Origin of the sequence: Pantoea sp. 18069, from assembly GCF_902706035.1 — a bacterium.
GTDB lineage: Bacteria > Pseudomonadota > Gammaproteobacteria > Burkholderiales > Burkholderiaceae_C > Comamonas.
This window is the reverse complement of record NZ_CACSJA010000012.1, coordinates 137,942-149,217: the sequence shown is the minus strand read 5'-3', so window position 1 is coordinate 149,217 and position 11,276 is coordinate 137,942. Positions and strand designations below refer to the sequence as shown.

Below are 11,276 nucleotides of genomic sequence, written 5' to 3'. Positions count from 1 at the left end.
CAGCTTTGCATGGCTGGAAAAGAATCGGCGGTTGTGGAAGAACTGCGAGCGCTGGATCAACACCAGCTTGCAGTTCCTGCATCTGGCATTCCTGGCGCTCTTGCTCAAAAGACTTTGAACACGTTCTTAGGCGACCCGGATCGCACCAACGCCTCGTAGACAACACGATAGTCACGAGATTCCCGCATCATCTCTTCCGCCATAGAAGCATCGGCTGCTTTAGTCAGTGACAACAAAGCTGGATCATTCGCTTTATCTGCGAGACCAACCGATGAAAGCGCAGAGTATTCCCCGAAATTTATGCTTGGCGCCACCTTTTCCTGACTTCCACCACCCCGCCACTCAACCCCAAAAAACACCAGGGACAACAGAAAAATCATGGCAACGACCAGATATTTATATCTTCTCTTCATCTCAGGACTCTCTATACACTGGGTGCAGCTGAGGAACTCCACTTCCTTGCTTTAGAGAACCAGCAACGGGTGATGGCGAAAGCGCGGTAGAAAACTGCGGAGCAACTACCCACCAATTTTCTGTCCCTCCATCGGCATATGCAACATACGCGGTGCGCAGGCGCGATCAGACGCCGGCTGTTGCAAACCCGGCGCTGTCATCGGTCTGGCACAGGCGCGCGCATTCGAGCAGGCTGCGCACCCAGCGGATGCGCGCCGAGGTGTTGAGCCACAGCAGCCCCAGCTCGCGGCTCGGGCTCGAAGCCAGGCCGTGGCCGTGGGGCAGCGGCGGCAAGGCCAGCGCGCAGACCGGGCGCTGGCGCGTCAGCGCCTGGCCGATGTCGGGCACCAGTCCCACGCCCAGGCCCTGCTCGACCATCATCGCCACCGCAAGCACCGAGTTGAGTTCCAGCCGCTCCCTGGGCGCGATGCCCAGCGCCTTGAGATAGCGGTCGGCGAGCTTGCCGCCCGCGAGTTCGCGGTCATAGCGCACCAGCGGCCGCGTGCGCAGCAGGTGCAGCGGGTCCTGCGCGGCATCGGCGCCGGGCACGAGCAGGACCAGCGGCTCCTGGCGCAGCGCGGCCCAGCTCACGGTCTTGGGCAGATCGAACGAAGGCTTGAGGCACAGCGCCGCATCGAGCGTCGACTGCAACAGCGCGGTGTACAGGTCCGGCGTCAGGCCCACGCGCACCGTCACGCGCACGCTCTCGTGGCGCGCGACGAAGGCGCGCATCACATCGGGCAAGAAGCCATGCAAGGCGGTGTTGACGGTGCCCAGCCGCAGCTCTCCATGGTCGGTGTCGCTCGCCACCCATTCGCGCAGCTGGTCGCAGTCCTGCACCAACTGCTGCCCACGCTCGAACAGCCGCTCGCCGGCGGCCGTGGGGCGCACGCTGCGGCCATGGCGCACCAGCAGCACCACGCCCAGCGTCTGCTCGAGCACGCGCATCTGCTGGGCCACGGCCGCGGGGCTGATGTCGAGCTGGCGCGCGGCTTCGGACATCGAGCCGCTCTGGATGACCTTCAAGAAATTCTGAATGTATTTGGTGTCCATATCGCACATTTTCTTTCAATAGATGAAAGCGGCAATGGCTTGGATGCGGCCTCGCGCTCGCCGACACTGGCATCAGGCCCACGGCTTGGCCGGACCACCCCATAAAACCAGGAGACTTCTATGCGATCCACCCATGTCAACGCTTTCCCCAACCTGTCGCGGCGCGCCTGGCTGCAGTCGGCCGCAGCCGCCGTGGTGGCGGCCGCCGCTGCGGCGGCCCCGCTGCCGGCCTGGGCCCAGAGCCGGGGCAAGGGGGGTGGCCGCCTGGTCGTGCCGTTTGCGCCCGGCGGCGGCAACGATGTGTTCGCGCGCCAGATGACGCATGGCCTGCAGGAGATGTTCGGCTACAACATGATCGTCGAGAACAAGGCCGGCGCGGGCGGCAATCTGGGCACGGAAATGGTGGTGCGCGCCTCGCCCCAGAGCGAGACCTATCTGCTGGGCCATACCGGCACGGTGTCGATCAATCCCGAGCTCTACAAGGGCCTCAAGTTCAACGCCGCCACCGACCTGCAGCCGGTCGCGATGTTCGCCTCCTCGGCGCTGCTGCTGGTCGTGCCCGAAAGCTCGCCCATCCGTTCGGTGGCCCAGCTCGTGCAGGCCCTGCGCACGCGCGGCGCGCAGATGAACTATGCGTCCAGCGGCGCGGGCACCGGCGGCCATCTGACCGGCGAGATGCTCACCCACATGCTGGGCGTCAAGGCCACGCACGTGCCCTACAAAGGCACAGCCCCTTCACTGACCGATGTCGCCGGCGGCCTGGTCGATTTCAGCTTCAGCGTGATTCCCGCGGCCCAGGCGCTGGTCAAGGCCGGCAAGCTGCGCGCGCTCGCCGTGAGCGGCGCGCAGCGCCATGCCCAGTTGCCCGACGTGCCGACGGTGGCCGAGTCCGGCGTGCCCGAACTTGCCCAGTTTGAAAGCTCGCTGACCTATGGCGTGCTCGCCCCCAAGGGCACGCCGGCCGCGCAGGTGAAAAAGCTCGCCGACGAAGTGCTGCAGGTCGCCGCCCTGCCCGCGTTCCAGTCCAAGCTCGGCGTCGAAGGCGCAGTGCCGCTGCTCGGCGATGCCAAGGCCTACGCCCGGAAAATCCAGCAGGAAAGCGCCAAGTGGGCGGCGGTGATCAAGGCCTCGGGCGCCTCGGTATAAATTCCATGATGTCCTTGATGCACGCCTACCTGCGTCCGCTGGATGCAGACCCGCTGTTTACCGATGCCCGGTGGATCGCGGCCATGCTGCGCTTCGAGTCCGAGCTCGCGCAGGCCCAGGCCGAATGCGGTGTCATTCCACACCCCGCCGCCCAGGCCATCGCCGAGGCCTGCGCGGCCGTGCAGGTCGACGCGCAGGCGCTGGCCGCGCGCGCCCACTGCAGCGGGGCCATGGGCATGGCGATATTGCAGCCCGTGCAACAATGGCTGCGCAGCCACCGGCCCGAAGGGCTGGACTGGCTGCACTGGGGCTCGACCACCCAGGATGTGGTCGACACCGCCCATGCGCTGCTCACGCGCGAGGCCCTGCAATGTCTGCTCGCCGAACTGCAGGCGCTGCAGGACTGCCTCGTGGGCCTGGCGCAGCGCCACGCCGCCACGCCCATGCTCGCGCGCAGCCTGATGCAGCCCGCCCAGGTCACGAGCTTCGGCTTCAAGTGCGCGCAGTCGGCCGCGGCATTGCAGCGCTCCCGCCAGCAGTTGCAGGCGCTGGGCGCTCAGGCCCTGTGCGTTCAGCTTGGCGGCGCCGTGGGCAACCGCGCGACGCTCGGTGCATCCGCAACGGCAGTGGAACAGTCGCTCGCGCGCCGGCTGGGCCTGCAGGCCTGCGGCTACAGCTGGCACACGCAGCGCGATGCCTGGCTGCGCCTGGCGATGGAAGTCGCGGTCTGCGGCGGCAGCCTGGCCAAGCTCGCCAAGGACTGGTCGCTGATGTCGCAGTACGAAGTCGGCGAGCTGCATGAAGCGCCGCGCGGCAGCACGTCGAGCGCCATGCCGCACAAGCGCAATCCCGTGCATTGCATGCAGGCTGTCGCGCAGACCCAGCCCGTGCCCCAGCTCGCGGCCACGCTGCTCGCCTGCATGGCCCAGGCCCATGAACGCGGCCTGGGCGAATGGCAGGCCGAAGTCGCGCATGCGGCCAGCCTGTGGCACCACGTGCACGCGGCCGCGGCCGCCTTGCGCAGCGCGGCCGAAGGCATGCAGGTGGAGACCGCGCGCATGCAGCAGCACATCGACGGCCTGCAGGGCGTGGTGTATTCCGAAGCGCTGGCCCAGGTGCTGGTGCCGGTGCTGGGCAAGCCTGGCGCGCAGGCGGCCGTCGCCGAATGCGCGGCCCAGGCCTTGTCCCAGGCCGAGCCGCTGCACCTGCTGCTGGTCCGCTGGCTGCAGCAGCAAGGCACGGTCGACCCGCAACTCGCGCACGCGCTGGCCCAAGCCGCCGATCCCACGCAGGCCGTGCAGTCCTCGGCACAAGGCTGCCGCGACCTGCTCGCCCGGATGTCGTCACCGCCCCCTGCTGCCCCGACAACAACACCCAGCCACAAGGAGCACGCCCATGCCCTCCATCCATGAAGACAGCCTGCGACAAGGCCTGCACAACCGCCGCCGGGTGCTGGGCGAAGCCTGGGTCGCGCAGTCGGTAGAAAACGCCAACACCTTGAACGTCGAGTTCCAGCGCATGATCACCAGCTATGCCTGGGATGGCATCTGGAGCCGGCCAGGTCTGGAGCGCCGCACGCGCCGCATCATGGTGCTGGCCATCACTGCAGCCATGGGGCGCTGGGAGGAGTTCGAGTTGCATATCCGCACGGGCCTGCTCGCCGATCCCGCCGACCCCGAGGCCGCGGCGCTGGACCTGGCCACCATCCAGGAAGTGCTGCTGCAGACCGCCGTCTATGCGGGCGTGCCGGCCGGCAATACCGGCATGGCCATGGTCATGAAAGTCCTGCGTGAACTGGACCTCGTGCCGCCCAAGGCCGATTTCTTCGCACCACCGCCAGCCGCAGCCCCTTGAGCGTTCAGGCCGTGTCGATATCCTGGGTCTGCAACGCGTAGAGCGCATAGAACGGCACGCCGAACAGCATCCGGAACGTCGGGCCGATCAGGCTGTAGGGCAGGCCATAGCCTTCCATGAGATGGAAAGTCCCGGCCAGCCGCAGCCGTGCATGCGCCTGCGTCAGCTCGGGCAGACGCCGTGGCCCCCAATGGAACTCGGCCGCGGTGTGCTTGACCGAAGGGTGCTGCTTCGCGCGCCCGATGGCAAGCCAGCACATCGCATCGAACGCGAACGACGAGCCCGCGGGCGCGCGCTCGCCGAACGTGCGCAGGATGGCCTGCACTTGCGCGGGCTGCAGGTACATCAGCACGCCTTCGCAGAGCAGAAAGACCGGTGCGCCGTCGCGCGTGGCCGGCAGGCCCAGGCGATCCCACCAGTCGGGCACCGTGAGGTCCAGCGGCAGCACTTCGTGGCGCTCGCCCGCCACGGGCAGCAGCGTGCGCCGGATGGCGAGCACTTCGGGCAGATCGGCATCGGTCATGCGCGCCTGGCCGTTGTCCAGCCACTGGAAGTAATGCGACAGGCCGCAGCCCAGGTTCACGAGATGACCGGCAGGATGCGCGGCCAGAAACTGTGCCGCAAGTTCGCGAAAACGCCGTGTGCGCGCCAGCACGCCATATATGCTGTGCCGGTCGCGCAGCCACGCCAGGCCGTCGTCGCCGAGGGCCGTGAGAATGCGGCCCGCATGGGCATCGCCCAGCGCCAGCGCGGGAAACATTGCGTCGCCAAAGGCGCGCGCCGCCAGCGGAATGCGCAAGGTAGACGGCACGGCCGACAGCGGCGCGTAAGAACCTGCGGCGCCGGGCTGGGCGGGTGTTGCGGGAATCGTTGAGCGGTTGTCCATGTTCACCTCCGGAACGTCGCGCCATGCACGCCTGGCGATCTCCGAGGGAATGGACCGTTATGTCGCCTGCGCACTGGACAGGGAAATGACATCGCATCGCAGGGAAAAAAAGCATGGCTGGCCGGCGAACCGATGGCTAGCAAAAACGACCTTGGAGACGGTGAAGTCTCGGGTCGCCCCACGATGAAACGGGTGGAGAGTGCGGCGTGTGCTGCGCTCTCCAATGCCTGAATCATAACTCAGTTGAGAATGAATATCATTCAATACCCATGTTCTCCTTACTGATTTCCCGCAGCACAGATGAGGCAGCAGCGCGTGGGGCCTCGAAGTCTCAGCGAACCGCCGAAGGCGGATAACCGAAGCGGCTGCGAAAGCGCTGCGCAAAACGGGCCTGTGACTTGTACCCGCAAGCCAATGCAATGCGGGCGATGCTCCAGGACGTGGTCTGCACCAGCATCATCGCGTGGTGCATGCGCACGTCGATCAGCAAGGCCTCGAAGCCCGCACCCTCCTCTTTCAGGCGCCGGCGCAGCGTCGCTTCGCTCATGGCCAGTGCGCGGCCGGCCTCGGGCGCGGTCCAGTGCTGGTCGGGCGCCTCGCCGATCAGGGTGCGAAGGCGTTCGGCCGCGCCCGGCGCAGTGACGCTGCGCGGGAAGGCATGGCCTCTTTCCGCGAGCGCCGCGAGCAGGTCCATCAAGCGGTAAGCGAGCCGCTCATCGCTCACGCGCCGCAGCGCGACGCTCTCGCAGGTATGCCGCAGCGTGGACGCCAACTCCTCGTCCAGCGCCAGCGTGCGCAAAGCGGCCGGGCGCATAGGCTGCGGCGGCACGCACGCACGGGCACGGTGGAAAGCGTCCAGCAACGACACAGGAAACGTCAGGAACACCGAGCGGAAACGCTGCTCGGCGCCACCAGGCGTCTTGCGCAGATCGGCGCAGGTCTGCGGCGTGACCAGCAGCAGCGATTGCGGCGAGTCCACCGTGATCCGTTCGCTGCCCGCGACAAGGTCCAGCCGGCCCGCGGCAATCCACAACAGCGTCGCGTCATGGAACAGGAAGCGGGGAGTTTGCTGCGCCAGCGTGAGGCAAGGCTGCGCCAGGCCACACAGGCCCGTGCGCAGCACCGGTGCGCCCGACGGCAACTGCCAGGCAAGCGGCGGCCGCGCGCCCATCGCCAGACGGCTCAGCCGACCACAACGCCGGGGTTGAGGCTGTAGAGCCCGGTCAGGCTGGCCTTGCCCAGCACCGGGGCCGATGCAAGTGCGTTGAGCACGTTGGCCCCCGTCAGCGCCCCCTCGACGGCCAGGCTGGGCGTGCCCAGCGCATAGACCGTGAAGATGTAGCGGTGGACCAGCGTGTCGTTCCACGGCGGGCACGGGCCGTCGTAGCCATAGTAGTCGCCCTTCATCGCTTCATCGCCGGCGAACCAGCCGGTGTAGTCGTTGATGCCGTGGCGCAAGCCAGCGGGCGCGGCAGGACCGGGCTTGCCGCGCGGCGTCACCGCATTCGACTGGGCGCCGGCCGCGATCTGCGTGGTGCCGGCCGGAATGTCGAGCAGCAGCCAATGGAAGAAGTCGACGCGTGGCAGCGTAGCGGGCACTTCGCGGCCTTCCTGGTTCACATCGTCGCCGCGGCTAGGCACATCGGGGTCATGGCAGACCACGACAAAGGATTGCGTGCCTTCGGGCACACCGCTCCAGGCGAGCTGCGGATTGCGGTTCGAGGAAAGCGCCACGTGGGCGCCGGCATCGGGCACGGCAAAGGCGAATTCGCCGGGAATCGCCTGGCCGTCCTGGAAGCTTTGACTGGTCAATTGCATGGGAAAGAGGTCCTTTGAAAGTTCGGCGGTGGACATGCACCGGCACCTCCATGGTATCGGCAGCACATGCCTGTCACACACCCCATCCGATCAGGATTCTTCCAAAGCCTATCATTTTGATGGCCTGCGATCATTTCGTGCAAGGCCAATAGCCCGGCAGGCGGCGCGCACGGGCAATAGCTGAATCACACCGGGTTTCGTGGAGGCTCTGTTGACATCCTCCCCCACCTTGGCCTACGGCCACCGCTTGCGCGGGAAGGTGGGGGATTCCTGCTGCGCTGCGCATGAGTTGTCTCTTGCATAGTCGCTTCGGCGGGTTCCTGCTTCACCGAGGCGGGTTGCGCCGCAATCTTGCGACTGCGGCCAGAGCCGTCCTCTCCACAAGCTAACAAGCGTTGTCCACGCTCTAGAACATTGATCGCGCCCACCACATCGGCATGGGCCGTGTGGCCGCAGGCGATGCACAGGGATCGCTGCCATGTGCGCCGGTTTTCCGGCGCAACGTGGCCGCAGCCCCGGCAGGTCTGGCTGGTGTGGTGCGCGGGCACGGCCAGCAGCAGGCCGCCGCTCCAGTCCATCTTGTACGCCAGTTCTGCCCATCGCCGCAGGAAGCGATTCCTGGCCCTGTCTCGATGCACCAGCACGCAGCAGGAGTTGGCCGACAATCAACACCATGTAAATATGGTCAGTGGAGCCTTTGATGCGCAGAATTCGCCACCTCACCAACCGCCACCGGGCACGTTCCACCAACGTGGCACTGGGATGGCTTCTCGCTTTCAATGCAGGGGCGGTCAATGCCGGCGGCTTTCTCGCGCTGAACATGTACACCTCGCATATGACGGGCTTTGCCTCGCAATTGGCTGACGGTCTGGTGCTGGAAAACGGCAAGCTGCTGTTGAATGCGCTTGGCGCCATTCTGTCCTTCATGACGGGCGCCGCCGTATGCGCGGTGCTGGTGAACTGGGGCCGCCAGCGCCGCCTTCACAGCGTTTATGCTCTGCCCTTGATGCTGGAAGCGTTGATGCTCTTCCCCTTCGGCATCATGGGGGCCGCTACGCTGGCCTGGAATACCCCGTTTGCCGTACCGCTCACGGTGCTGCTGCTTTCTTTCATGATGGGGCTGCAGAACGCGGTAGGTTCCAAGACTTCTGGCGGAAGCACGCGAACGACACACATGACCGGCAACTTCACAGACCTTGGCATGGAGCTGGGCAAGGTGCTGTTCTGGAGACGCCACGCCCAGCTCAGCACGGCACCGGCCCGCCATGTGCTGCACGACTGGACGCGCATGCGCACTTCAGCAGGACTGATAGGCATGTTCGTGCTGGGCGGCATCACCGGTGCAATGGGCTTCAATTACATCGGTTTCTTCTGTGTCGTTCCATTGGCAGCCTTGTTGCTTGCGCTGTCCGTGCCGCCGTTCATTCGCGATGCAAGGAGTTCCAACGAGCTGCTTGCATATTTTGAAAGAAAGAGCTGATTGCCGCCGCAGCAATGCGCCGAGGATTCTGAGATCGTGAACACGTTCCGAGACGGTGACAGCGCGGGCAGGGATGGGCCGCCAGGCGGTTTTCTGCAGCCAATGACTTCAATGGCTTGGCTGCCCGCAATGCCAGGCGCGCGGCGCGCGTCAAGGCAGCTGTCGCCTCGGTCACCCGGCTCGGGCTGACCGCGCAGGTGGGCGCACAACGCGCGCCATTGCTTTACTCCAATCTCTGGACGCCGTGGAACGTTCGGCGCGCTGTCGTTACTACTCTTCGGAGGAATGGTACGAAAGGCATTGATCAAGGAGTCGCCGTGGTATCAATCGGCCAAACTAGCGACAGTTTTTTACAGGGAATACTTCAACGCGAAGAAGGCCCCTCGCCTGCGCCTGCGCAGGGAAAGCTTCAGGGGCGCCACGTACAGGTGCGGCCTCAGGCGCAGACAATCACCCCAGCCCCTGCGGAACAAGCGGCGTCCACGCCCGTCGAAGCACCTCCTTTGGAGCAGCGCCAGGCGCGGCCAGCGAGCGCCCCTCCCGCGCTGGTGCGCCAGGCGCGCTACGGCGCCCTCCCGTCGAGCACCCAATTGCTCCTGCCCTCGGGAGGCTCCGACAAAGTCGTTCAGCCCAGGGGCCTTCCCTCGACCGGTCAGCTCATCGCCCGCGCCGGCCCCGCTAAAAGCCACAGCCTGCTTGAACGGTTCCTGAATCTCTTCCGTAGCGGCACGCCATCGACCGACTACAAAGACATTCTCACAGGGCTGAAGGCCTACCACGACGCGTGCCGGACTGGAACAGCCCAGGATGCGACGGCCCGACTGGACGAGTTGTCCAGGATCATGGACCGGTATAGCCGGGGCGGCGACGGCAATCACCATCGCGCAGGAGTCATCGAGAACCTGCGCAGGCAGATCACCAGCGAACGCGCCACGCTGACGAATCTGGTGGCTGAATTGAAAGATGGCGTGCTGCCCCAGGGGGCCACCTTGTCGCATGCGCTGGCCTTCATCCGCGAAGAGGTGTCCCTGAAAGAGATGACACGTTTGATTGACAAGGGCCTGGAGCTGGATCAGACGCAAGAGGCGCGAGAAATATTGCAGGGGGAAAAGCTGTCCACCGCATATGAGGGCCAGCCCGCCGACTATCGGAAAATTCTCGCAAACCTGGAAAAGTACCACGCCGCCTGCGGCGCGCACAGCGCACAAGGCGACACCGGCGCGGCCGAGCAGGCGCTGAAATTGCTGGACAACCTGAAGGCCACCACGGAGCGCTACCTCAGGAACAACACCGACCCGCGCGCCAAGGCCCTCAAGGACCTGAACGACCAGGTTTCCATCGAGCGCCGGGTGCTCCAAGGCCTGCTCGATGAGCTGCGCAACGGCGGCACACTGCCTGAAGGGGCAGATCTGTCACATGCACTGGCCTTCGCCCGCGAGGGCGTGTCCCTGCAGGACATGAATCGCCTGATGGACAAGGGATTGCTGCCCAGCCAGGCAACGGATGCACGCGTGCTGCTGGACAGCGAGCGTGCCGCCAGCCTGATGGACGATCTCGACAGCCGTACTCCCGAGGAAAAAGCCCTTCTTACAAGCCAATTCAGCGAGGGCGAGATCCTTTTGCTGCAACTCAGCGGACTGGGCAGGAACGGCGGCGATGCATACCGGGAGCTGGGCATCCCGATCACCCGCCAGACCGTGGTCGCCGAGCACACCGACGAGCAGCGCCTGGACGATATGTCGAAGCTGGGTAACGGCGCGTCCAACACAGTCTATGCGGCGCGATACAGCGGGCCTGATGGCATCGCCGAAGGTATTTTCAAACCCATGGCCAACACCGAAGGGGGCTGGGTGGCCGACAAGATAGGCATCGACCTGGATCACCCGCAAATCGCCAACCGCAATCTGGCCACCCAGGACATGGCCCGCGCCCTGGGTTTCGATGTGGTGGTGGACTGCAAGATCGGCTCCTGCCTGCAGCGCTTGCCATCAGGAGGGCAGAAGTTGCAGATAGGGCTGGTGATGGGTCGTGCGCCGGGGCAACCTGCATGTAACACTGAAACCGCCCTCTACGACAACCCCGAAGTGCGGCGCGAGATCACGAAGCTGCAGTTGCTCGATCACCTGGTCGGACAAGGAGACCGGCATGACGGCAACTACTTCATCCATGCGTACAAAGATGAAAGAGGCCAAGCCAAAGCCAAGGTTTCGGGCATAGACAACGACCAATGCTTCGGCAAGAACACCACGCAGGGCAATGACATCCGCTATGTCAAAAATGACAAGCAACGCGAGGGTTTCCGTGGCACGCTAATGCCCGAACTGATCGATACCGACATGGCAGCAGCCATTCGCAGCATCACGCCGCAGCGCTTGACTGCCATGCTCAACGACAAGCTGAGTCCGGAAGAGGTCAGTGCGGCCCAAAGCCGCCTGCAGTCCGTGCTCGAGCACGTGGATAAATTGGAAAAGAAAAACCAGGTCCTCACGCCCGCTGCGTGGAATGCCCAAGCGACAAGAAGCCCCTTGCAAACGAAGGAAAACAGCTACTTTGCGCGGGCCGCAGGCTACGGCGTTCCCTTCTGAG

General features: G+C 65.2%; 11 protein-coding genes and 1 pseudogene. 6 read left to right on the top strand and 6 right to left on the bottom strand.

Features of this window, described 5'->3' with window-relative positions:
- Nucleotides 1-118, top strand: a pseudogene (locus GVL12_RS12005) (IS5/IS1182 family transposase); the annotation flags it as partial.
- On the opposite strand, the gene GVL12_RS12000 reads toward GVL12_RS12005, so the two are convergent.
- Nucleotides 105-413, bottom strand: coding sequence for a hypothetical protein (locus GVL12_RS12000; RefSeq protein ID WP_159914181.1), 309 nt, complete (start codon nucleotides 411-413; stop codon nucleotides 105-107). The pseudogene GVL12_RS12005 and the gene GVL12_RS12000 overlap by 14 nt on opposite strands.
- 166 nt (nucleotides 414-579) lie before the next feature.
- Nucleotides 580-1,506, bottom strand: a complete 927-nt coding sequence (locus GVL12_RS11995; protein ID WP_159914179.1) for a LysR family transcriptional regulator — start codon at nucleotides 1,504-1,506, stop codon at nucleotides 580-582.
- A gap of 120 nt (nucleotides 1,507-1,626) precedes the next feature.
- On the opposite strand from GVL12_RS11995, the gene GVL12_RS11990 reads away from it, so the two are divergent.
- From GVL12_RS11990 to GVL12_RS11980, 3 genes are read left to right on the top strand one after another with little or no spacing between them, the layout of a single operon-like run.
- Nucleotides 1,627-2,652 carry a tripartite tricarboxylate transporter substrate binding protein gene (locus GVL12_RS11990; RefSeq protein WP_159914177.1) on the top strand — a complete coding sequence of 342 codons (1,026 nt, stop codon included), beginning with the start codon at nucleotides 1,627-1,629 and terminating at the stop codon, nucleotides 2,650-2,652.
- 5 nt (nucleotides 2,653-2,657) lie between these two features.
- Nucleotides 2,658-4,064: a lyase family protein gene (locus GVL12_RS11985; RefSeq protein WP_200843702.1), complete on the top strand. Its 1,407-nt coding sequence runs from the start codon at nucleotides 2,658-2,660 to the stop codon at nucleotides 4,062-4,064.
- A complete protein-coding gene (locus GVL12_RS11980) occupies nucleotides 4,048-4,506 on the top strand; it encodes a carboxymuconolactone decarboxylase family protein (protein ID WP_159914175.1) in 459 nt (152 codons plus the stop codon). The genes GVL12_RS11985 and GVL12_RS11980 overlap by 17 nt, the downstream gene beginning before the upstream one ends.
- 4 nt (nucleotides 4,507-4,510) lie before the next feature.
- Here the strand turns inward: GVL12_RS11980 and GVL12_RS11975 are convergent, their stop codons facing one another.
- The 4 genes from GVL12_RS11975 to GVL12_RS27025 form a co-directional block, all read right to left on the bottom strand.
- Nucleotides 4,511-5,392 (bottom strand): class I SAM-dependent methyltransferase, encoded by an 882-nt coding sequence (locus GVL12_RS11975; RefSeq protein WP_159914173.1) that lies wholly within the window; start codon nucleotides 5,390-5,392, stop codon nucleotides 4,511-4,513.
- A gap of 331 nt (nucleotides 5,393-5,723) precedes the next feature.
- On the bottom strand, nucleotides 5,724-6,563 hold the full coding sequence (locus tag GVL12_RS11970) for a helix-turn-helix transcriptional regulator (RefSeq protein ID WP_159914171.1): 840 nt from the start codon (nucleotides 6,561-6,563) through the stop codon (nucleotides 5,724-5,726).
- An 11-nt stretch (nucleotides 6,564-6,574) separates the two neighbouring features.
- Entirely contained in the window at nucleotides 6,575-7,210 is a 636-nt protein-coding gene (locus tag GVL12_RS11965; RefSeq protein ID WP_159914169.1) for a YbhB/YbcL family Raf kinase inhibitor-like protein, read from the bottom strand.
- Between the two features lie 185 nt (nucleotides 7,211-7,395).
- Nucleotides 7,396-7,848 carry a zinc ribbon domain-containing protein gene (locus GVL12_RS27025; protein WP_368855044.1) on the bottom strand — a complete coding sequence of 151 codons (453 nt, stop codon included), beginning with the start codon at nucleotides 7,846-7,848 and terminating at the stop codon, nucleotides 7,396-7,398.
- A gap of 62 nt (nucleotides 7,849-7,910) precedes the next feature.
- Here GVL12_RS27025 and GVL12_RS11955 point away from each other — a divergent pair, with 62 nt between their 5' ends.
- Together GVL12_RS11955 and GVL12_RS11950 are read left to right on the top strand one after the other, a co-directional pair.
- Nucleotides 7,911-8,690, top strand: a complete 780-nt coding sequence (locus tag GVL12_RS11955) for a YoaK family protein (RefSeq protein ID WP_159914167.1) — start codon at nucleotides 7,911-7,913, stop codon at nucleotides 8,688-8,690.
- 116 nt (nucleotides 8,691-8,806) lie between these two features.
- The gene (locus GVL12_RS11950; protein ID WP_159914165.1) at nucleotides 8,807-11,275 is read left to right on the top strand and encodes a hypothetical protein; all 2,469 of its coding nucleotides are present in this window, start codon (nucleotides 8,807-8,809) and stop codon (nucleotides 11,273-11,275) included.
- The last annotated feature ends 1 nt before the right edge of the window (nucleotide 11,276 follow it).

Excerpts from the sequence above, each read along its gene's own strand:
- GVL12_RS11975 (WP_159914173.1), bottom strand. The coding sequence starts at position 5,392 with ATGGACAACCGCTCAACGATTCCCGCAACACCCGCCCAGCCCGGCGCC.
- GVL12_RS12000 (WP_159914181.1), bottom strand. The coding sequence starts at position 413 with ATGAAGAGAAGATATAAATATCTGGTCGTTGCCATGATTTTTCTGTTG.
- GVL12_RS11990 (WP_159914177.1), top strand. The coding sequence starts at position 1,627 with ATGCGATCCACCCATGTCAACGCTTTCCCCAACCTGTCGCGGCGCGCC.
- GVL12_RS11985 (WP_200843702.1), top strand. The coding sequence starts at position 2,658 with ATGATGTCCTTGATGCACGCCTACCTGCGTCCGCTGGATGCAGACCCG.
- GVL12_RS11970 (WP_159914171.1), bottom strand. The coding sequence starts at position 6,563 with ATGGGCGCGCGGCCGCCGCTTGCCTGGCAGTTGCCGTCGGGCGCACCG.
- GVL12_RS11995 (WP_159914179.1), bottom strand. The coding sequence starts at position 1,506 with ATGGACACCAAATACATTCAGAATTTCTTGAAGGTCATCCAGAGCGGC.
- GVL12_RS11980 (WP_159914175.1), top strand. The coding sequence starts at position 4,048 with ATGCCCTCCATCCATGAAGACAGCCTGCGACAAGGCCTGCACAACCGC.
- GVL12_RS11965 (WP_159914169.1), bottom strand. The coding sequence starts at position 7,210 with ATGCAATTGACCAGTCAAAGCTTCCAGGACGGCCAGGCGATTCCCGGC.
- GVL12_RS11955 (WP_159914167.1), top strand. The coding sequence starts at position 7,911 with ATGCGCAGAATTCGCCACCTCACCAACCGCCACCGGGCACGTTCCACC.